The organism is Sagittula sp. SSi028 (assembly GCF_048553715.1).
In the GTDB taxonomy this organism is placed as follows: domain Bacteria; phylum Pseudomonadota; class Alphaproteobacteria; order Rhodobacterales; family Rhodobacteraceae; genus Sagittula.
This window is the reverse complement of record NZ_JBLZNC010000005.1, coordinates 91,586-113,291: the sequence shown is the minus strand read 5'-3', so window position 1 is coordinate 113,291 and position 21,706 is coordinate 91,586. Positions and strand designations below refer to the sequence as shown.

Genomic DNA, 21,706 nt, shown 5'->3' with positions numbered 1-21,706 from the left:
CCGCGCGGGCGGGATCAGCTTGTGTCGTCGTCCTTGCGCGGCTTTGGCAGGGTCTGCGCCCAAAAGGCGGCGGCTGCCTGCCACGTGCTGGCCGTTGCGGCCATGACCGCGCTGACGGCCTCCATATTGGCGCGGATCATACCCTCGGCCGCTTCCTGCTGCGCGTCGTATAGATCGCTCAAGCCATTCGCCCCGCGCGCCAGATCGGCGGTTTCCTCTGTGGGGGTCGTCTTTGCTTCAGACCGTGTGTGCCCGCTGCGTGTTTTGCCCATGACGGGGCCCTTTCCGTGTTTGTCGTCCTGAACGGGACCGCCGCGATGCGGCCCCCTCTACACCCTTTCGATAATACGTTCCCCGAACAAGCCCTGTGGGCGGAACAACAACACCACCAGTGCCAGAACAAAGGCAAACCAGGTCTCGGTATTGCCGCCCATCAACGGCTGACCCCAGTAGATCTCGAACAACTTTTCCAGCAGCCCGATCATCAAACCGCCAATGATCGCGCCGGTGATGCTTTCCAGCCCGCCCAGCATCAGAACCGGCAGCGCCTTGTAGGCGATCACCTCCAGCGCAAAAGACACACCGGCCCGCGCGCCCCATGCAATGCCGGTCACCAGCGCGATGATCCCCGCGATGAACCAGACCAGCACCCAAACCGTCTGCAACGAGATGCCAACCGACAAAGCCGCCTGATGGTCATCGCCCAAGGCTCTGATCGCACGGCCCATCTGCGTATAGTTCAGGAACGCCAGCAAAGCCGCCACCAGCGCCCCGGCCACCACAACCACCGTGATGTCCAGATGCTGCAGAATCAACAACCCGCCCCATGGCTCCAGAACAGTGTCGCCGGTGGGTATGCCCAGCTCCTCGGTGATCATCTGCTTGTTCTCACCGCCAAAGATGATCTCACCGCCGCCAATCAGAAACAGCGTGATCCCGATGGTGGCCATGAACAAAATGATGTCCGGCTGCCCCACCAGCGGGCGCAGCACCACCCGTTCGATGCTGACCGCCAGCACGAACATCACCCCCAGCGTCAGCGCCACGGCGATCCACGCGGGCACGCCAAAGCTGTGCAGCCCCACCAAGGTCAGCGCCGCAAAGACCACCATGATCCCTTGGGCAAAGTTGAAAATCCGGCTCGAACGAAAGATCAGCACAAAGCCCAGCGCAATCAGCGCATAAAGCACGCCCGACACCAACCCTTCCCACAGCACCTGCAACAGAAAGTCCGGCGCATCGATCATATCCGCGAACGGCGTGATAAAGATGTCCTTCAGCATGGCCCCGCCCCCTTGCTTTTTTCTGTGTCAAAATACTCTGGGGAGTCTTCGCAGGAGACGGGGCAGCGCCCCTTTTGCCCGCTCATGACGACACACCCAGATAGGCGTCGATCACATCCTGATTGCCACGCACCTCATCGGGCGTGCCGTCGCCGATCTTCTTGCCGTAATCCATCACGACCACGCGGTCCGACAGATCCATCACCACGCCCATGTCATGCTCGATCAGCGCAATCGTGGTGCCGAACTCGTCATTCACATCAAGGATAAAGCGGCTCATGTCCTCCTTCTCCTCGACGTTCATCCCCGCCATCGGCTCGTCCAGCAACAGGATCGACGGCTCCGCCGCCAAGGCCCGCGCCAGCTCCACCCGCTTCTTGAGGCCATAAGGCAGCCGCCCCACCGGGGTCTTACGGATGTTCTGGATCTCAAGGAAATCAATGACCTTCTCGCAGATCTCTCGGTTGGCGATCTCCTCGCGCTGCGCGCGCCCAAACCACATGGCCTGCGCCGCCACCCCAGCCTTCATATGCGTCAGCCGACCCGTCATGACGTTGTCCAGCACCGTCATCCCTTCGAACAGGGCAATGTTCTGGAACGTCCGCGCCACGCCCATCCGCGCCACCTCGTAAGGTTTCATCGGCGGCCGCTGCGCGCCCTTGTACCAGACCTCGCCCATTGTCGGCGTGTAAAACCCCGAGATGATGTTCAGCATCGACGACTTGCCCGCACCGTTCGGCCCGATGATGGCGCGAATTTCGCCCTCGCGGATGTCAAAAGAGATATCAGAGATCGCGGTCACCCCGCCGAACTTCAGCGTGATATTGCGCATCTCCATCAACGTCCCGCCAATCTGGCGCCCGTCGGCGGTGACGTATCCTTGCGATTGATCCAGCATCACGCCCCCTGTTTTTCCTTGGCCAAAATACCTTGCGACATCTCCGCCACCGCGCCGGTCCGCGTGCGCGCGCAGCCGTTCATTGCGCGGCCACCGCATGCGGGGCAACGGCCGCAACGGCTGCATCGACCAGCTGCAAGGTCGCTTTGATCTTGCCCTTGCGCCCGTCCTCGTATGTCACTTCGGTTTCGGTGTAGATCTGGTCGGACCCGTCATAAAGCGCGCCCACCAGATCCTCGAATTTCTCGGCGATCACCTTGCGCTTCACTTTTCGGGTGCGGGTCATTTCACCGTCATCCGCATCCAGCTCCTTATGCAAGATCAGGAACCTGTGGACTTGGCAGCCCGACAGCATCTCGTCCTGTGCGACGCTGACGTTGACCTCTTCCACATGCGCCTTGATCGTCTCGATCACCTGCGGGTGCTGCGCCAGCTCCTGATAGCTCGCGTAGGCGATATTATTGCGCTCTGCCCAGTTGCCGACCGCTGTCAGATCAATGTTGATAAAGGCCGTGCAACGGTCGCGCCCGGCGCCGAACAGCACCGCCTCCAGAATATTGGGAAAGAACTTCAGCTTGTTCTCGACATACTTGGGCGCAAACAGCGACCCGTCTGCCATCTGGCCCACGTCCTTGGCGCGGTCGATGATGCGCAGATGGCCTGACCCTTCCTCGAAAAAGCCCGCATCCCCGGTGGCGACCCAGCCCTCTGCATCCTTGGTCGACGCGGTGCTTTCGGGATTTTTGTAGTACTCCACAAAGGTCCCCGGCGAGCGATAGAACACCTCGCCATTGCCTTCGATCTTGATCTCGACCCCCGGCGCAGGCACCCCCACCGTGTCAGAGCGCACCTCGCCATCGGGCTGCACCGTGATAAAAACGGAAGCCTCGGTCTGACCGTAGAGCTGCTTGAGGTTGATCCCCAGCGAGCGGTAGAAATCAAAGATCTCCGGCCCGATCGCCTCCCCCGCGGTGTAGCCCACGCGAACGTTGGAGAACCCCATGGCGTTTTTCAGCGGGCCATAGACGAGAACCTCGCCCAAAGCGTATTTCAGCCGGTCGAACGGCCCGACGCGCTTGCCGTCCAGAATCTTGGGGCCGACCTTGCGGGCATGTGCCATGTAGCGGTCGAACAAGGCTTTCTTGAACCGGCCCGCGTCTTCCATACGGATCATGATCTGTGTCAGCAGCGTCTCGAAAATGCGCGGCGGTGCGAAATAATAGGACGGCGCGATCTCGCGCAGGTCCGTCTGCAGGGTGTCGGCGCTTTCGGGGCAGTTGACGCAAAACCCCTTCCAGTAGGCCTGCCCGATGGAAAAGATGAAATCCCCCACCCAGGCCATCGGCAGATAGGCCAGCACCGCATCGTCGCGCTTGAGATGGTCGAACTCTGCCGAGGAACGCGCTGCCTCGATGATATTGCGGTTCGAGAGGACCACGCCCTTGGGCTTGCCCGTTGTACCGGATGTATACAGCATGACGCAGGTGTCGTCATACCCCAGTCCCGACCGGCGGGCCGTGAGCGTGGGCATAAATTCATCGCGCGCTGCACGGCCCTGATTTTGCACATGGGCAAAGTCATGCAGATGGCTGTGGTCGTATTTGCGCAGGCCGCGCGGGTCGACATAGATCATATGTTCGAACTGGTGCAGATTTTCCTGCACTTCGATCACCTTATCGACCTGTTCCTGATCGGCCACCACGACGAACCGCGCACCGCAATGGCCCAGCACGTATTCCATCTCTTCGGCCACGGCGTCCTGATACAGCGGCACGGGCACCGCCCCACACATCTGCGCCGCCACCATGGACCAGTACAGGGTCGGCCGGTTGCGCCCGATCACAGCGACAAAGTCCCCCGGCTGCACGCCAAGGTTCAAAAGGCCCAGCGCGAAGGCCTCGATTTCCTGTTCCGCTTCGGCCCAGGTCCAGCTTTGCCAGATGCCGTATTCCTTTTCGCGATAGGCCGGCGCGGTCCCGAACTCGGTTGCATTGCGATGCAACAAAGCAGGGATCGACCGCAGGCCTTCGACGCCCTCGACGCGTGAAGCCAATGTATTTCCTCCCATGCCTGACCGGCACTCCCGTGGGGTCCTCTCCTCCTCAAGAGGGACCGCAACCGCTGACGCGATTCTGGAACCGATTAGGACTGACGCTAGGCTTACGGTCAACTTTTTCGTGAAATTTTCCGAAATCTAACGAATTGTAACAGCGCGGGTTCGGGGCGTTTCCGCTCTGGCGATGGGGGCGCGGCGCGGCTACCGTCAGCGCTATGCAAGCCCGTTCCGACACCACGGCCTACACGCTGGCCGGCCTGAACCTGATCCAACAGGCGTTGTCGATCTTTGACCGCGATCTGCGGCTGGTGCTGGTCAACCGCCGCATGCAGACGATGTTCGCCCTGCCCGACACGCTATGCGCACCCGGCACCAGCTTTGACCGTGTGATCCGCCATCTGGCCGCGCGCGGCGAATACGGACCGATCGAGGATCTAGAGGATTTTGTGCGGGTGCGCGTCGATCTCGCCCGTGCGTTTGAGCCCCATTACATGGAACGCACCCGCGCCAACGGGCGCACGATTTCCGTCGAAGGGGCGCCGCTGCCGCAGGGGGGCTGGGTCACCGTCTATACCGACATCACTGCGATCAAGCGCCAAGAGGCGCTGCTGCGCACGCGGTCCGAGACCCTGACCGAAGAGGTGCTGGCCCGCTCCGAACAGCTCAGCGCGACCAACCGGCAACTGGCCGCCACCATCACCGCCCTACAAGAAGCCCGCCGCCAACTGACCGAATCCGAGGCGCGCACGCGGGCGACGACGGAAATGATGCCCGCCCATATCGCGCGGGTCGATGAGACGGGGCATTACACCTACTCCAACAACCGGCTGGGCGATGTGATGCCCGGACGGCCCACCGACATTGTGGGCCTGCACGCGCGCGACGCTTTGGGGCCCGCCTATGACCGTGTCGGGCCGCATATGGACCGCGCCCTGCGGGGGGAGCCCTCGCGGCTGGAATTCACGGACGAGACCTCTGGCAGGCGCATCCGTTCGGCCTTTACCCCCGATCCGTTGGAGCCGGGCGTCTATATCCTGTCCCAAGACGTCACTGAAGAGACACAGGCCCGCGTGGCGCTGCAACAAACGCGACGGCGCGAATTGGCCGCGCAAATGACATCCGGGCTGGCGCATGATTTCTCGAACCTTTTAACGATCATTCTGGGGCAACAGGCCAAACTGGCGCAGATGGATCTGCCGCCCGAGGCGCAGGCGAGCATTGCGGCCACCCAATCCGCGGCGCGGCGCGGGGGCAGCCTGTTGAACCGCATTGCCGATATCACCGGCCCGCGCCGCTGGACGCCGGAACCGCTGGATCTGGCGCGTTTTCTGGCGGATCTGCGCCAGATGGCCGGGCCGACCCTGCCGCCAGAGGTCAGCATCCACGTGGACAACCCGATCAGCGCGCCGCTGATGATCGACCCCGGCATGTTGCAGGACGCCTTGTTGAACCTGCTGCTCAATGCCTCCGCCGCTTGCGGACCTGTGGGGCAGATCTCGATCACCACCCGCGCGGTGCGCGACACTTGGCTGGAAATCACCGTGGCCGACAGCGGGCCGGGCTTTAGCGCCGATGCGCTGGAAAATGCGCTGACACCGTTCTTTACCACCAAGGGGGCCGAAGGGTCGGGGCTGGGCCTTGCGATGGTGTATGACATGACCAAGCTGGCGGGCGGCTCTGTGCGGCTGTCCAACAGCACGGCGGGCGCTGTGGTCACCCTGCGGCTGCCGCTGCGCACCGCGCCGGATCTGCCGCAAAGCGGGCTGGTTTTACTGGTCGAGGACAGCGACGATCTGCGCCCCGCCATCCGCGATATGCTGACCACGCAGGGTTTTACCGTGATCGAGGCGACCTCGACCGATGAGGCATCGGCGCTGATCGACACGCTGGACATCGCGCTGATCCTGTCGGACGTGAATCTGAACGGATCGCAACCGGGCTATGTTCTGGCCGACCGCCATCCGCATGTGCCGCTGCGCCTGATGACCTCGCTGCCAGCGGGCCACCCCGACCACAGCAAGGCCAGCCGCCATGCGCCTGTCATCGCCAAACCCTTTGACGCGGACAGCCTGTCCACATTTCTGAGCCCAAGAAAGACGCCGCTATGACCGATGCGCCGCTTGTCACCGTGCTAGACGATGAACCCGCAATCCGCGACATGCTGACAGAGGCGCTGGAGCAGGCCGGTTTCCGCACCCGTGCCTTTTCCCGTGCCACCGAATTCGAGGCCGCCCTGCGCACCACCACGCCGGACGTGGCCTTGGTCGATCTTGGCCTGCCGGACCGCGACGGGCTGACGCTGGTGCACCGTCTCGCGCTGGAACAAGGGGCAAAGGTCATCATCATTTCGGGGCGCGCGCAGGTGCAGGACCGGATCACCGGACTGGAACTGGGGGCGGATGACTACGTCACCAAACCGTTCGAGGCGGCAGAGGTCATTGCCCGTATTCGCGCGCGCCTGCGCAAACCGGCGGCCCGCCCACAGGCCACCACCGCGCATTTCGGCACTTGGGTCGCGCATTTCGACCGGTTCACGCTGGATGACGGCACGCAGGAAATCCCCTTTTCCCAAGCCGAGGCAGAGGTGCTGCGCCTGTTTCTTGAGGCGCCCAAACGGCTGATCACCCGCGCGCAAATGCAAGAAAGCCTTGGCGGCACGGCGGGCGACAGCTTTGACCGCGCGATGGATGTGCGCATTTCGCGGCTGCGCACGAAGCTGGGCGAAGATCCCAAAAACCCGCGCCTGATCAAGACGATCTATGGCGCGGGCTATATCTTTCTCGGGGACGTCCGCTGGGCATAAGCCCTTGCGCCATCACTCGGCGGCGACGGATGCTTTGGGGTTTTCCACCCGCACGGCGGAATATTTGAACTCCGGGATCTTGCCATAGGGATCCAGCGCCGGGTTGGTCAAAATGTTTGCCGCCGCTTCGACATAGGCAAAGGGCAGGAACACCATATCGGGAGCCACCGCACGGTCGGCGCGGGCCATCACCTCAACCGTGCCGCGACGGGTCACCAGCCGCACCATCCCACCGGGGGCAACCCCCAGCTTGCGCAAGGTCGAGGGATGCAGCGAACAATTCGCCTCCGGCTCCACCGCGTCCAGAACCGTGGCGCGCCGTGTCATGGACCCCGTGTGCCAGTGTTCCAGCTGCCGTCCCGTGGTCAGGATCATCGGATACTGCGCATCGGGGCTTTCGGCGGGGGCTGTGACCTGCGCCGGAGTGAACCGCGCCCGCCCTGCCTCACGCGGGAAGCCGTCCCCAAAGACCACCGGCTGGCCGGGGTCCTGAGGCCCCGTCGTGGGGTAGGTCACCGCACTTTCGCGGGCCAAGCGGTCCCATGTGATATGATCAAGGCTGGTCATCGACCGCTTCATTTCGGCAAAGACCTGATCGGGACCGGTGTAGCCCCAGTCCAGCCCCAGACGCTGCGCCAGATCGACGGTGATCTGCCAGTCCTCACGCGCTTGCCCCGGGGCGGGCACGGCCTTGCGCATCATCTGCACCTGCCGGTTGGTGTTGGTCACCGTGCCGGATTTCTCGGGCATGGCAGCGGCGGGCAGGATGACATCGGCGTAATTCGCGGTCTCGGTCAAAAAGATATCCTGAACCACCAGATGATCCAGACGGGCCAGCGCCTGTCGTGCATGTTCCACATCGGGATCGGACATGGCGGGGTTTTCGCCCAGCACATACATGCCAAGGATCTCGCCGGCATAGGCCTTGTCGATGATCTCAACCACGGTCAGGCCCGGCGTCGGCTGGATTTCGGTGCCCTGCCAGATCTCTTTGAACAGATCGCGCACCTGAGGGTTTTCGACCGACTGGTAATCCGGCATCACCTGCGGGATCAGCCCTGCGTCCGACGCGCCTTGGACGTTGTTTTGCCCGCGCAACGGATGCAGCCCGGTGCCCGGACGCCCCACGTGACCGCACAACATAGCCAGCGAAATCAGGCAACGGGCATTGTCCGTGCCGTGAATGTGCTGCGACACCCCCATGCCCCAGAAAATCATCGCCTTTGGCGCGGCGGCAAAGCTGCGCGCGACCGCACGGATGGTGTCCGCATCGATCCCGCACAGGGCAGCCATCTGCTCTGGCGGGAAGGCGCGGATATGATCGCAGAAGGCGTCGAACCCTTCGGTAAAGCCGTCGATATACTGACGGTCGTACAGAACCTCTTCGACGATGACATGCATGATCGCATTGAGCAGCGCCACATCGGTGCCGGGGCGGAACTGCAACATATGTTTCGCATGGCGCTGCATGGCCGTGCCACGCGGGTCCATGATGATCAGCTCGCCGCCACGCTTGGCAAACTGCTTGAAATAGGTCGCGGCGACGGGGTGGTTTTCGGTCGGGTTGGACCCGATCACGATGGCCAGATCGGCGTTCTCGATCTCGTTAAAGGTCGCGGTGACCGCACCGGAGCCTACGTTTTCCATCAGCGCTGCCACGGAGGACGCATGGCACAATCGTGTGCAGTGATCGACGTTGTTGTGGCCAAAGCCCTGCCGGATCAGCTTCTGGAACAGATAGGCCTCTTCATTCGTACATTTCGCAGAACCGAACCCCGCGACACAGGCGCCGCCACGCTGGTCGCGCAAACCGGCCAGACCGCTTGCGGCACGGTCCAGCGCCTCGTCCCATGTGGCCTCGCGGAAATGGGTCCAAGGGTTCGCGGGGTCCACGTTCAGCCCCTTTTCCGGCGCGTCATCGCGGCGGATCAGCGGCACGGTCAGCCGATGGGGGTGGTGGATGTAATCCATGCCAAAGCGGCCCTTGACGCACAGGCGCCCCTCGTTGGCGGGACCGTTGATGCCTTCGACGTATTGGACCTTACCGCCTTTGGATTTGATCGACACCTGACAGCCGACCCCGCAAAAGGGGCAGACGGATTTGGTCTCTGTGTCGAAATCCGCGCGGTCGCCTTGTTGCTGTGCGTCCAAGATGGACGAGGGCATCAGCGCCCCTGTCGGGCAGGCCTGCACACATTCGCCGCAGGCCACACAGGTCGACGCGCCCATGTCATCGTCAAAATCGAAAACCGGATAGGCGTCATGCCCGCGTCCGGCCATGCCGATCACGTCGTTGACTTGCACCTCGCGGCAGGCCCGCACGCACAAGCCGCATTGAATACAGGCATCGAGATTCACAGACATCGCCACATGGCTGTCATCAAGCAGCGGGATACGCTCCACCTCGAGCGTGGGAAAGCGCGAGCTGTGCAGCCCCTGCTGGTCGGCCATGTCCCACAGGTGCGACGACCGGTCATGCGCTGCGGGCTGTTCCGGCTGATCGGCCAGCAAAAGCTCCATCACCATGTTGCGCGCGCTTGTGGCGCGGGCCGAGGCCGTGTTCACCACCATGCCGTCGACAGGTTCGCGAATGCAGGAGGCGGCCAAGGTCCGCTCGCCCTCGATCTCGACCATGCAGGCGCGGCAGTTGCCATCGGGCCGGTAGCCTTCGGCGGGCTTGTGGCACAGATGCGGGATCTTCAGACCACGGCCATGGGCGACCTCCCAGATGGTCATACCGGCCCGGGCTTCGACCTCCTGGCCGTCGAGCGTGAAACGGATGATGTCTGACATGCGGGCCTCCTTGACGTAGAGAGACTAAACCACGCGCAACACGATTTGCGTACACCAATGCCGACATTCAGGTGCATTTTTGCGCCGTTGCGTGTTTCCGATCCGCGTCGCAGCCACCATTGACGGCGCAACCAAACAATGGCGCGCGGGCGCTGGACCTTTGGCGGAACGCCCCATACCTTCGCGCCGAACAATCAGACAGTGAGGCCCCCGATGGCGACCGGCACCAACATCCGCACCTATTTCAACGGCCAGTGGCATGATGGCGATGCCATGGTGATGCGTGCCGCCGATCACGGCGCATGGCTGGGCAGCACGGTTTTTGATGGCGCGCGGCTGGCCAAGGGCGTGACACCGGATCTGCGCGCCCATTGTGCGCGGGTCAATGCCTCGGCCAAGGCGCTGATGCTGACGCCGACGGTCAGCACCGACGATATGGTGGATATGGTGCGCGAGGGGCTGTCGGCGTACGGGGCCGACAGTGCGGTCTACATCCGGCCCATGTATTGGGGCATTCTGGGTGATGCCACTGCCATTGTTCCGCAGGCGGATGAGACAGGCTTTGCCATCTCGCTGGAAGAAATCCCCATGGCGCCCGAGACCGCAAGCGTCACCCTTGGCAAAACCCGCTTTCGTCGCCCGACGCTGGACAGCGCCGTCGTCAATGCCAAGGCGGGCAGCCTGTACCCCAACAACGCGCGCATGCTGGCCGAGGTCCGCAACCGCGGGTTCGGCAATGCGCTGGTCACCGATGCCATGGGCAATGTCGCGGAAAGCGCCACCGCCAATGTGTTCATGGTCAAGGACGGCGAGGTGTTCACCCCCATTCCCAACGGCACGTTCCTGTCCGGCATCACCCGCGCCCGCCATCTGGCGAACCTGCGCGCGGACGGGGTGACCTGCCATGAAACGGTGCTGACCTACGCCGATTTTGAACAGGCCGACGAAGTCTTCCTGACCGGCAATATGAACAAGATCACCCCCGTTACGGGCTTTGAGGATGTGACCTATCAGGTTGGCCCCGTGACCCGGCGTGCGCGTGATCTGTATTGGGACTGGGCCCTGTCAGAGCGCTGAAATGGGGGCCACGGGGATCGTCATCGTCGTGCTTGGAGCCTTTTGCGCCGGTGTGTTCGCCGTCGTCTGGGTGAACTACCGGCGCGAGATGCGCGGGCGGCGCGGCGACAAGCGGCGCTAGACAGGGCGGCAGTGCTCTGCCAGTGTTCGCGCGTAGGAGGACCCGAATGCGTAAATTCCTAGTGGTGCTGGATGACAGCCGTGAATGTCTGAACGCCATGCGCTTTGCCGCGATGCGCGCCGCGAAATCCGGTGGCGGCGTGGCGATCCTGTCGGTGATCGAGCCCGAGGAATTCAACCACTGGATCGGCGTGGGCGACATCATGCGCGAAGAGGCACGCGAACGCATCCACGCCCATTTCGAGGTCTTCGCCAAATGGATGCGGGACAAACAGGGCGTGGACCCCGAGCTTGTCATTCGCGAAGGCGATCCGGTGCAGGAGATTCTGGCACAGGTCACCACGGACCCCGACATCGGCATTCTGGTGCTGGGGGCGGCCGTGGACAAAAAGGGGCCAGGCCCCTTGGTGACACAGCTGACCCGCAGCGCAGGCAGCCTGCCGGTGCCGGTCACCATCGTGCCCGGCGACATGTCCAAGGAACGGCTAGAGGCGATCACCTAAGGTCGCCCTACCACGCTCAGATCGCACCAAAGGCGCTGATGGCCTGCGCCACCTTCCGGTAGCCTGCGATATTGGCCCCCTGCCGGTAATCCGGCACGCCGTTGCGCGGATCTGCTTCGGCCAGAACCGTCTGGTGGATGTTGCCCATGATGTCTTTGAGCCGGCTGCGCACGGTCTCGGCTGACAGGTATTGACCGTGGGCGTTCTGGCTCATCTCAAGGCCCGAGATCGCCACACCACCGGCGTTGGATGCCTTACCCGGCGCATGGACCAGCCCCTTTTGCTGGGCCAGTTTGACCGCCCCGCCGGTCAGCGGCATGTTTGCGCCCTCGGCGATCATCTTGGCACCGGCGTCGATAGCATCCTGCAACGCGTCGCGATCCAGTTCGTTCTGTGTCGCACAGGGCAGCAACAGCTCTGCCTCCACCGCGCCCCATGGCTGGGCACCGGCATTGTAGCGCAGACCATCGGGCGCATCATCCAGCCCCTGCCCGCTTGCCTTGGCCTGTCGCACCCAGTTGATGTGATCCTGTGACATACCCTCCTCGGCCACCAGCGCGCCACCGCTGTCGGACAGGCTGACCACCTTGGCGCCTTGGGCCAGCGCCTCTTCGGCGGCATGTGTGGCCACATTGCCCGCCCCCGACACGGCCACGCGCAGCCCGTCCTTCTCGCGGTTTTGCTGCGCCAGCATATGGCCCGCGAAATAGACCAGACCATAGCCCGTCGCCTCGACCCGCATGGCAGAGCCGCCAAAGCTCGGCCCCTTGCCGGTCAGCGCCCCGTGAAACTGGCCGCGGTGCTGTTTGTACGCACCAAAGAGATAGCCGATCTCGCGCGTGCCGACATTGATGTCGCCTGCGGGAACATCATGGTCCGGCCCGATGTATTTGCACAACTCCGCCATCAGGGCGTGGCAAAAGCGCATGATCTCCGCATCCGAGCGCCCTTTGGGATCAAAGTCCGACCCGCCCTTGCCGCCGCCCAAAGGCAGCCCTGTCAGCGCGTTCTTGAAGACCTGCTCGAAGCCCAGAAATTTCAGCACCGACGGGTTCACCGTAGGGTGAAACCGCAACCCGCCCTTGTAGGGGCCGATGGCATTGGAGGTTTGCACCCGCCATGCGCGGTTGATCTGGATGGCACCTGTGTCGTCCTCCCAGACCACGCGAAACGCCACCACCCGGTCCGGTTCGCTCAGACGATCCAGCACGCGGGCACGCGCAAAAGCGGGGTCGTTCTTTTCAACGGTGATCGTGTCATAGACGACCTCCTCGACCGCTTGGTGGAATTCGTCCTCCTGCGGCGTGCGGTCCCGCAGGGCCTGCATAAAGGTTTCGGTCAGGGCGGCGCGTCGGTCGGTCATGGGCATCTCCTGTTGTGCAGCTTTCCAACCCGACAGGCACAGGCGGGTTCCCGCCCTCACTTTAGAACGGTTCCAAACCTTGACGTTTGAACAGCGCATCCGCATATTGCACGCAGATCAATGAAAGTGCCCGATATGTTCATCCAGACCGAATCGACTCCTAACCCGGCGACGCTGAAATTCCTGCCCGGCCAGACAGTTCTGGAGATGGGCACCGCCGATTTCCCAACAGTAGAGGCCGCCGCCGCCTCCCCCCTTGCGCAGCGCTTGTTCGCTGCGGAAGGCGTGACCGGCGTGTTCTTTGGTAACGACTTTGTCACCGTGACAAAGGCCGACGGCACCGATTGGGACCACATGAAGCCCGCCATTCTGGGCGCAATCATGGAGCATTTCCAGTCCGGCGCCCCCGTCATGTCGGACGGCGCGGCACAGGCCGGCGGCCATGCGGAACACTCTGGCGAAGACGGCGAGATCGTCGGACAGATCAAGGAACTGCTCGACAGCCGCGTACGTCCTGCCGTGGCTCAGGACGGCGGCGACATCACCTTTCACGGGTTTGATCGCGGCGTTGTCTACCTGCACATGCAAGGCGCCTGCGCGGGCTGCCCGTCTTCGACCCTGACGTTGAAAATGGGCATCGAAAACCTGCTGCGCCATTACATCCCCGAAGTGACCGAAGTCCGCCCCGTCGCGGTCTGATCACCGGTTACCGTGGTTCAAAGGCCGCTCTTCGGGGCGGCCTTTTGCTTTGCGCCTGCGCGGATCTCGCGGCATAAGGCGGCCATGATCCTCGCCTTTGATACATCTGGTGGCCACGTCGCCGCCGCCCTGCTGGACCGCAACCGCGTGAGCCTCCGCTGCGAAGCCATGGCTCGCGGACAGGCCGAACGGCTGATGCCCCTGCTCGAAGAATTGCTGGCCGAGGTCGGTGCCCAATGGGCCGATATCACCCGTCTGGGCGTGGGCGTGGGTCCGGGAAATTTCACCGGCATTCGTATCTCAGTGTCCGCCGCGCGGGGGCTGGCGCTCGGGCTGGATATACCAGCCGTTGGCGTGTCGAGCCTTGAGGCATTGGCATTTGGCGCGTCCTGCCCTGTCACCACCCTGGTGCAGGCGCCCCGCGACCAGCTGTATATGCAGCGCTTTGACGGTGGTGCAGCCACGGACGCCCCTTCCCTGATCCCGATGGACCAAATCGGTGATCTTTGCCCCGGTGGCACAGTCTTTGTCGGGGCCCGTGCCGAGGACTGCGCCAGCCGCTGCGACGGGCAGAGCCAGACAGCCACATTCCCGCTGGCCGAGGCCATCGCCCGCGTGGCCGCCGCGCGTGACGATACAACCAGCCGCCCCGCGCCGCTGTATCTCAAACCTGCCGACGCGGCCCCGTCGCGCGATGCGCCGCCGACGATCCTCGATGACGCCTGAACAACTGGCCGAGATCAGCGCACGCGCCTACCGCCACATGACCCCGTGGACGGCCCGCGCCTATGCGGAGACTCTGGCGCGGCCACATGCGCTCTTGGCCGCCACAGATCATGCTTTTGTCCTTGGGCTGGTGATTGCAGATGAGGCAGAAATCCTTGCCGTTGCGTCAGATCCCGACCACCAACGCTGTGGCCAAGCCTCTGCCGCGCTGGCGCAATTTCTTGGTACTGCGCAAAAAAGAGGCGCTGCACAGGTTTTCCTCGAAGTCGCCCGGAGCAACATTCCGGCCATAGCCTTTTATGAAACAAAGGGCTTTGCCCATGCGGGAACGCGCAAAGGATACTACCCGCAGGCCGAAGGCCCTGCTGTTGATGCGCTTGTGATGACCCGCACGCTGGGGTGACGACACGCGACGTCTTGGCAAAAAGCGCCTTGACCCTTATTCGGCGCTGCGTCTTGATACCTCTATCAAAAAAACCAAGGGGCCGAAGCGCCTCGAACCACCTGGGAGCTGAATCCATGACATTCATGCAAAAAACGCTTGGCACGGCCGCTGCGCTGGCCCTGACCGCCGGTGCCGCACTGGCGGACCCCGCGCTGATCTACGATCTGGGCGGCAAGTTCGACAAATCGTTCAACGAAGCGGCCTACAACGGCGCAGAGCGTTGGGTGGCTGAAACCGGTGGCACCTATCGCGACATCGAAATGCAGTCCGAAGCCCAGCGTGAACAGGCGCTGCGCCGCTTTGCCGAAGCAGGGTTCAACCCGGTCATCACCACCGGCTTCTCCTTTGCCGAGCCGATCAAGAACGTCGCAGGCGACTACCCCGACACCAAATTCGTGAACGTCGACGGCTTCCTGCCCGAGATCCCCGAAAACGTGCTGCTGATCAACTTCCAGGAACATCAGGGGTCGTACCTGGTGGGCATGATGGCTGCGATGGCGTCTGAAACCGGCACCGTGTCCTTTGTCGGTGGCATGGACATCCCGCTGATCCGTCACTTTGCCTGCGGCTACGCGCAAGGTGCCAAGGCGGTGAACCCCGACATCAACGTCATCGCCAACATGACCGGCACCACACCCGCCGCATGGAACGACCCGGTGAAAGGGTCGGAACTGGCCAAGGCGCAGATCGGCCAAGGCTCTGACGTGGTGTATGCCGCTGCCGGTGGGACCGGTCTGGGCGTTCTGCAGACCGCCGCTGACGAAGGCATCAAATCCATCGGTGTCGACAGCAACCAGAACTACCTGCACCCGGGTTCGGTCCTGACCTCCATGCTCAAGCGTGTCGATAACGCGGTTTACGAATCGATGATCGGCGGCGCGGATCTGGAAACCGGCAAGTTCATGACCCTCGGCCTTGCCGAAGAGGGCGTGGGCTACGCGATGGACGAGAACAACGCAGACCTCGTGACCGAAGAAATGACCGCTGCGGTTGAAGAAGCCAAGCAGAAGATCATCGCTGGCGAGATCGAGGTGGTGTCCTACTACGCAAACGACAGCTGCCCCGCGCTGGATTTCTAATTCGACGTCGCGACAGACTGCACGACACCAAATTCGTGTGATATGACACGATGCGCCTGCCCCCGTGGCGGGCGCATCCCTTTGAACTCCTCCGCGAGAGCCGCTTCATGACAGACGCCCCCGCCATCGAACTGAAAGGCATTTCCAAAGCCTTCGGCCCTGTACAGGCCAACAAGGATATCTCGATCCGCGTGATGCCCGGCACGATCCACGGAATCATCGGCGAGAACGGCGCGGGAAAATCCACGCTGATGTCGATTCTCTATGGTTTCTACAAAGCCGATTCGGGTGAAATCTGGGTTAACGGCGAAAAGAAAGATATTACCGACAGCCAGGCCGCCATCGCCGCCGGTATCGGTATGGTCTTCCAGCACTTCAAACTGGTGCAGAACTTCTCGGTTCTGGAAAACGTGATCCTTGGCGCCGAAGACGGTGGCCTGCTGACGCCCAGCCTGAACAAGGCGCGCGGCACGCTCAAACACCTTGCCGAAGAATACGAACTGCAGGTCGATCCCGAAGCGCTGATTGAAAACCTCAGCGTCGGTCACCAGCAGCGGGTCGAAATCCTCAAGGCGCTGTACCGCGAGGCGGATATTCTGATCCTCGACGAGCCGACCGGCGTTCTGACCCCTGCCGAAGCCGACCACCTGTTCCGCATTCTCGAAGGTCTGCGCCGCGAAGGCAAAACCATCATCCTGATCACGCATAAACTGCGCGAAATCATGGACATCACCGACACGGTCAGCGTCATGCGGCGCGGCCAGATGACCGCCACGGTCAAGACCTCTGAAACCTCGCCCGAAGAGCTGGCCGAGCTGATGGTGGGCCGCAAGGTTCTATTGCGCGTCGACAAGGAACCCGCCCAGCCCAAGGCACCTGTTCTGGAAATCGAAAACCTGCGCCATGTGGACAGCCACGGCGTTGAACGGCTCAAGGGGATTTCCCTGAACGTGCGCGCGGGCGAGATCCTTGGTATTGCGGGTGTTTCCGGCAATGGCCAGTCGGAATTGCTGCATGTGCTGGGGGGCATGACCGATGCCACCGGCACGATCCGCGTCAACGGCGAGGAGATCGACCTGACCGGCAAGCTGTCCGACGGGCAATCGCGCCGCGCTCGGGGCATTGCCCACGTGCCTGAGGACCGGCACCACGAAGGTCTGATCCTCGACTACACCGCGTGGGAAAACACGGTCTTCGGCTATCACAAGGCCCCAGACATCCAGTCCGGTCCTTTCATGGACAACGCCGCCATCCGCGAAGAAGCACAGGCCAAGATGGACCGCTATGATGTGCGTCCGCCGAACCCCAACCTCGCGGCCAAGAACTTCTCCGGCGGCAACCAGCAAAAGATCGTGCTCGCCCGTGAAATCGAAAGCGATCCGGACATCCTGCTGATCGGCCAGCCCACACGCGGCGTCGACATCGGGGCCATCGAGTTTATCCATCAGGAAATCGTACGTCTGCGCGATGCGGGCAAGGCCATCTTGCTGGTGTCTGTGGAACTCGACGAGATCCTGTCGCTGTCCGATCGCATCGCGGTCATGTTCGACGGACAAATCATGGGTGAACGTCTGCCGTCCGAGACCAATCAAACCGAACTGGGCCTGCTGATGGCAGGGGTCACCGACACCGGCGGCAAATCCCCAATCGCGGCAGTTGACGAACAACTGCACGCCCAAGCACAGCGCGAGGCCGCCCAGCATGACTGACCGGCGTTGCACGAAAATTGTTGAAATACGGCCCCAATCCCCCGCTGCGGGGAGAGTCGCCATGATCCAAAGGATTGCGTTCCATGGATAAGATGCCCGCATGGGCGGACGCGGTGCTCGTCCCCCTTATCTCCATTCTTATCGCTGCCGTGTTGTCGGCTTTGGTGATTGCCGCGCTTGGCATGAACCCTTTCGAGGCCTTCCAACTGATGGTCGAAGGCGCCCTGATGAAGTCGACCGGCTGGGGCTACACGCTTTACTACGCGACCAATTTCATCTTCACCGGCCTTGCGGTCGCGGTGGCCTTTCACGCACGGATGTTCAACATCGGCGGCGAAGGTCAGGCGCAGATCGGCGGTCTGGGCGTGGCGCTGGCCTGCCTGTTCATTCCGTGGCCCCATTGGTCACTGGCCCTGATCGGCGCGATGATCTCTGCTGCGGCCTTCGGCGCGCTTTGGGCCTATGTCCCCGCGATCCTGCAGGCGAGGCGCGGCAGCCATATCGTGATCACCACAATCATGTTCAACTTCATCGCCGCAGCCGTCATCAACTACGTTCTGGTGAACCTGCTCAAACCGACCGGCAGCATGGAACCGGCCACGGCCAGCTTTCCGGCGCCCACACACCTGCCCACGTTCCAGGATATGTTCTCCACCGCTGACACCGTGCTGTTCCGCGGCTCGCCCGCAAACATCACCTTCTTTGTGGCCGTTCTGGCCTGTATCGGGGTCTGGCTTCTGATCTGGCGCACCCGTCTGGGCTATGAAATCCGCGCCTTTGGCCATTCGGAAACGGGGGCGAAATACGCAGGCATCTCTCCGGTCAAGATCACCGTGGTGTCGATGCTGATCTCCGGCGGTCTGGCAGGCATGATGGCGGTCAACGCCACCATGGGCGAGGCCGAGCGTCTGGTCCTGAACGCCTCCGAAGGGGCGGGCTTCATCGGGATTGCCGTGGCACTGATGGGCCGATCGCACCCCGTCGGCGTTTTCCTTGCCGCCCTTCTGTTCGGCTTCCTCTACCAAGGCGGGGCCGAGCTGGCCTTCTGGGCCAACATCCCGCGTGAACTTGTTACCGTGATCCAGGCCCTTGTGATCCTGTTCACCGGCGCATTGGACAACCTTGTGCGCTGGCCGCTGGAGCGTGCCTTTCTCGCCTTCCGCCCGAAAGGAGCCCAGTGATGGATTTTGCAACTCTCGTCCAACTGCTGGAATCCACCGTCCGCATGTCCACGCCCCTGCTGTTGGCCTGTCTGGCGGGGCTGTTCTCGGAACGCTCGGGGATTTTTGACATCGGCCTCGAAGGCAAGATGCTGATCTCCGCGTTTTTCTCGGCGGCCATCGCCTTCAACACAGGCAATGTCTGGCTAGGCCTGCTTGCAGGGATCGCAGCCTCCATGGTGCTGTCTGCAATCCACGGCCTCGCCTCGATCACCTTTCGCGGCAACCAGCTGATCTCCGGCGTCGCGCTGAACTTTCTGGCCTCCGGCATCACGGTCCTTATGGCCCAAAGCTGGTACCGGCAGGGGGGCAAAACACCGACCCTGACCGGCGACGCGCGCCTGTCGGAAATTAACCTGCCCTTCGCCGAAGCCTTGCGCGATGTCCCCTTCGTCGGCCCGATCTACGCTGATGTCATCTCCGGTCACGCGCTGTTGGTCTATGTGGCCTTCCTCGCAGTGCCCCTGACATGGTGGGTGCTGTTCCGCACCCGTTTCGGCCTGCGCCTGCGCGCGGTTGGCGAGGCACCCGAGGCGGTCGACACAGCCGGCATCTCCGTCACCCGCCTGCGCTTTACCGCCGTGGCCATCTGCGGCGTGCTTTGCGGCATTGCAGGGGCTTACATGGCCACAGGCCTGCAACCCTTCTTTGGCAAGGAAATGACCGCAGGGCGTGGCTACATCGCGCTGGCCGCCCTGATCTTTGCAAAATGGCGCCCTTGGTACGCGCTCGGCGCCTGCCTGTTGTTCGGCTTCCTGCAGGCGCTGGCCATCCGTTTCCAGAACTTCGATATCGGACCGTTCACGGTCCCGGTTCAGGTCATGGACGCCCTGCCATACATCCTGACAGTCGTGATCCTCGCGGGCTTCATCGGCAAGGCCATCCCGCCCCGCGCGGGCGGCGAACCCTACGTCAAGGAGCGCTGACCCAGCCTGTCGTTTTTCCTTGGAGAAATACCTCGGAGGGGGTTTGGGGGAGGCAGCGCCTCCCCCTTCTTTTTGCGCGCAAACACCCCTTCCCGCCCCCGCTGCGCTTGCAAAGGCCGGCAGGCTGCGGCTACCAATAAACATGCAGATCTACCTTCCCATCTCCGAAGTTGCCGTGAACGCTTTTGTCCTTCTGGGCCTTGGCGGGCTGGTCGGTCTGTTGTCCGGTATGTTCGGCGTCGGAGGCGGCTTCCTACTGACCCCGTTGCTGTTTTTCATCGGTATTCCCCCCGCCGTGGCGGTGGCCACGGGGGCCAACCAGATCGTGGCCGCGTCCTTCTCGGGGCTGTTGGCCCATCTGCGGCGCAAGACGGTGGATCTCCGGATGGGCTGCGTGCTGCTGGTGGGCGGGCTGATCGGGGCCGCCATCGGGGTCTGGCTGTTCAATATGCTCAAGGCACTGGGACAGGTCGATCTGCTTGTGCGCCTGTGTTACGTGGTCTTTCTTGGCATAATCGGCGGGCTTATGTTCGTCGAAAGCCTCAACGCCCTGCGCAAGGCCCGCCGCGGCGCCCCGCCAAAGCGCAAGAAACACCTCTGGATCCACGCGCTTCCGCTGAAAATTCGCTTTCGCACCTCGGGGCTGTATATCTCCGTTATTCCTCCGGTCCTCGTGGGCCTGTCCGTCGGCGTTCTGGCGGCGATCATGGGGGTCGGCGGCGGGTTTATCATGGTGCCCGCGATGATTTACCTGCTCGGCATGCCAACCAAGGTTGTGGTCGGCACCTCGCTGTTCCAGATCATCTTTGTCGCCGGGTTCACGACACTGCTGCATGCAACCACTAACTATACGGTCGACGTGGTGCTGGCTGTTTTGCTGATCCTCGGCGGGGTGATCGGGGCGCAATTCGGCACAGAGATCGGCACACGACTGAAGGCCGAACAGCTGCGCATCCTTCTGGCCACCATGGTGCTGCTTGTTTGCGGCAAGATCGCGCTGGAACTGCTGATCCAGCCGTCCGAGCTATATTCCCTGTCCAAACCCGGGGGCGTGTGATGCGGGCCCTGCTTCTCAGCCTGACGCTGTGGGCCTGCGCGGCCATTGCCGCCGCCGAAGACGTGGTGCTCGGTCTGTCACAGGACAGCGTGCGCATAGCCACCGACTTTGACGGATCGGATATCCTGATTTTCGGGGCGGTCAAACGTGAGACCACCCTGCCCGAAGACCCGCTTCAGGTGATCGTCACCGTGGCAGGTCCGCGTCGCCCTGTGACCGTACGGCGCAAGGAACGCGTGGCCGGGATCTGGGTCAACACGGCCTCGGTAGAGGTGGATGCCGCGCCGACGTTCTATGCCGTGGCCACCTCTGCCCCTTGGTCAGAGGTTATCAGCCACACCGAGGATCTGCGCCACGGGATCTCAATACCTCGGGCCATCCGCTCTGTCGGCGCGCCCATGGATGTGCAGGACAGCCAGTCCTTTTCCGAGGCCGTGATCCGCATCCGCAAGGATCAGGGCGCTTACCAATTGCTTGAAGGCGCGGTGACGCTGCGCGAACAAACCCTGTTTGACACCCGCGTCTCCATGCCTGCGAACCTGACCGAAGGCGCCTACCCCGCGCGGATTTTTCTGACCCGAAATGGCCGCGTGGTGTCGCAATTCGAGACCGAGATCGACGTGCGCAAGGTCGGACTGGAACGCTGGCTGTTCACCTTGGCTCAGGAAAATCCCCTGATTTACGGGTTGATGTCTATTGCCATCGCCGTGTTCGCAGGCTGGGGCGCATCGGCGGCCTTCCGGATCATTCGCGCATCATGATTGGTTGGTCAGAGCCGAAAGAGTGAAATAAAAGTTAACCCTTTAGTTGACACAACAATGTAACCGCATAAGTTGAAGATGCGTAGCAGCCTTTGAATGCTTCCTGAGATCGGGTGTGGCGCAGCCCAAAGCGCCTACACCTCGAATATCGGTTGAACTTCACTGATACGGCTCTGACTATGAGACCT

The 21,706-nt window shown here is 62.5% G+C and carries 19 protein-coding genes; 13 read left to right on the top strand and 6 right to left on the bottom strand.

The features are described 5' to 3' along the window. Positions 1–14: 14 nt before the first annotated feature. The 4 genes from ACN5AZ_RS11180 to ACN5AZ_RS11165 form a co-directional block, all read right to left on the bottom strand. Positions 15–272 (bottom strand): hypothetical protein, encoded by a 258-nt coding sequence (locus ACN5AZ_RS11180; protein WP_419428967.1) that lies wholly within the window; start codon positions 270–272, stop codon positions 15–17. Between the two features lie 57 nt (positions 273–329). After that, a complete protein-coding gene (locus tag ACN5AZ_RS11175; RefSeq protein WP_419428966.1) occupies positions 330–1,283 on the bottom strand; it encodes a branched-chain amino acid ABC transporter permease in 954 nt (317 codons plus the stop codon). 82 nt (positions 1,284–1,365) lie between these two features. Then, positions 1,366–2,181 (bottom strand): ABC transporter ATP-binding protein, encoded by an 816-nt coding sequence (locus ACN5AZ_RS11170; RefSeq protein WP_419428965.1) that lies wholly within the window; start codon positions 2,179–2,181, stop codon positions 1,366–1,368. Positions 2,182–2,260: 79 nt separating this feature from the next. After that, positions 2,261–4,249 carry an AMP-binding protein gene (locus ACN5AZ_RS11165; protein ID WP_419428964.1) on the bottom strand — a complete coding sequence of 663 codons (1,989 nt, stop codon included), beginning with the start codon at positions 4,247–4,249 and terminating at the stop codon, positions 2,261–2,263. 203 nt (positions 4,250–4,452) lie between these two features. On the opposite strand from ACN5AZ_RS11165, the gene ACN5AZ_RS11160 reads away from it, so the two are divergent. Together ACN5AZ_RS11160 and ACN5AZ_RS11155 are read left to right on the top strand one after the other, a co-directional pair. Next, positions 4,453–6,345: a PAS-domain containing protein gene (locus tag ACN5AZ_RS11160; protein ID WP_419428963.1), complete on the top strand. Its 1,893-nt coding sequence runs from the start codon at positions 4,453–4,455 to the stop codon at positions 6,343–6,345. Then, positions 6,342–7,040: a response regulator transcription factor gene (locus ACN5AZ_RS11155; protein ID WP_419428962.1), complete on the top strand. Its 699-nt coding sequence runs from the start codon at positions 6,342–6,344 to the stop codon at positions 7,038–7,040. The genes ACN5AZ_RS11160 and ACN5AZ_RS11155 overlap by 4 nt, the downstream gene beginning before the upstream one ends. Positions 7,041–7,052: 12 nt before the next feature. On the opposite strand, the gene fdhF is transcribed toward ACN5AZ_RS11155, so the two are convergent. Then, entirely contained in the window at positions 7,053–9,833 is a 2,781-nt protein-coding gene (fdhF, locus tag ACN5AZ_RS11150) for a formate dehydrogenase subunit alpha (RefSeq protein ID WP_419428961.1), read from the bottom strand. Positions 9,834–10,046: 213 nt separating this feature from the next. On the opposite strand from fdhF, the gene ACN5AZ_RS11145 reads away from it, so the two are divergent. Beyond that, positions 10,047–10,910, top strand: a complete 864-nt coding sequence (locus tag ACN5AZ_RS11145) for a branched-chain amino acid aminotransferase (RefSeq protein ID WP_419428960.1) — start codon at positions 10,047–10,049, stop codon at positions 10,908–10,910. Positions 10,911–11,077: 167 nt separating this feature from the next. Further along, positions 11,078–11,533, top strand: coding sequence for a universal stress protein (locus ACN5AZ_RS11140; RefSeq protein WP_419428959.1), 456 nt, complete (start codon positions 11,078–11,080; stop codon positions 11,531–11,533). 16 nt (positions 11,534–11,549) lie between these two features. On the opposite strand, the gene gdhA is transcribed toward ACN5AZ_RS11140, so the two are convergent. Further along, positions 11,550–12,896, bottom strand: a complete 1,347-nt coding sequence (gene gdhA / locus ACN5AZ_RS11135) for an NADP-specific glutamate dehydrogenase (RefSeq protein WP_419428958.1) — start codon at positions 12,894–12,896, stop codon at positions 11,550–11,552. Between the two features lie 135 nt (positions 12,897–13,031). Here gdhA and ACN5AZ_RS11130 point away from each other — a divergent pair, with 135 nt between their 5' ends. From ACN5AZ_RS11130 to ACN5AZ_RS11090, 9 genes are all read left to right on the top strand, one after another. Next, the gene (locus tag ACN5AZ_RS11130) at positions 13,032–13,595 is read left to right on the top strand and encodes a NifU family protein (RefSeq protein ID WP_419429155.1); all 564 of its coding nucleotides are present in this window, start codon (positions 13,032–13,034) and stop codon (positions 13,593–13,595) included. A gap of 84 nt (positions 13,596–13,679) precedes the next feature. Next, positions 13,680–14,321: a tRNA (adenosine(37)-N6)-threonylcarbamoyltransferase complex dimerization subunit type 1 TsaB gene (tsaB, locus tag ACN5AZ_RS11125; RefSeq protein ID WP_419428957.1), complete on the top strand. Its 642-nt coding sequence runs from the start codon at positions 13,680–13,682 to the stop codon at positions 14,319–14,321. Continuing rightward, complete coding sequence (locus ACN5AZ_RS11120) at positions 14,311–14,724, top strand: GNAT family N-acetyltransferase (RefSeq protein WP_419428956.1); 414 nt, start codon at positions 14,311–14,313, stop codon at positions 14,722–14,724. Before tsaB ends, ACN5AZ_RS11120 begins: the two co-directional genes overlap by 11 nt. 116 nt (positions 14,725–14,840) lie before the next feature. Continuing rightward, positions 14,841–15,845, top strand: a complete 1,005-nt coding sequence (locus ACN5AZ_RS11115) for a BMP family lipoprotein (protein ID WP_419428955.1) — start codon at positions 14,841–14,843, stop codon at positions 15,843–15,845. Between the two features lie 107 nt (positions 15,846–15,952). Continuing rightward, positions 15,953–17,554, top strand: a complete 1,602-nt coding sequence (locus ACN5AZ_RS11110) for an ABC transporter ATP-binding protein (protein WP_419428954.1) — start codon at positions 15,953–15,955, stop codon at positions 17,552–17,554. A gap of 83 nt (positions 17,555–17,637) precedes the next feature. After that, positions 17,638–18,735: an ABC transporter permease gene (locus ACN5AZ_RS11105; protein ID WP_419428953.1), complete on the top strand. Its 1,098-nt coding sequence runs from the start codon at positions 17,638–17,640 to the stop codon at positions 18,733–18,735. Next, positions 18,735–19,700: an ABC transporter permease gene (locus ACN5AZ_RS11100; RefSeq protein ID WP_419428952.1), complete on the top strand. Its 966-nt coding sequence runs from the start codon at positions 18,735–18,737 to the stop codon at positions 19,698–19,700. The genes ACN5AZ_RS11105 and ACN5AZ_RS11100 overlap by 1 nt, the downstream gene beginning before the upstream one ends. A gap of 142 nt (positions 19,701–19,842) precedes the next feature. Beyond that, complete coding sequence (locus ACN5AZ_RS11095; protein ID WP_419428951.1) at positions 19,843–20,757, top strand: sulfite exporter TauE/SafE family protein; 915 nt, start codon at positions 19,843–19,845, stop codon at positions 20,755–20,757. Continuing rightward, the gene (locus ACN5AZ_RS11090) at positions 20,757–21,518 is read left to right on the top strand and encodes a TIGR02186 family protein (RefSeq protein WP_419428950.1); all 762 of its coding nucleotides are present in this window, start codon (positions 20,757–20,759) and stop codon (positions 21,516–21,518) included. Before ACN5AZ_RS11095 ends, ACN5AZ_RS11090 begins: the two co-directional genes overlap by 1 nt. Positions 21,519–21,706 lie beyond the last annotated feature (188 nt).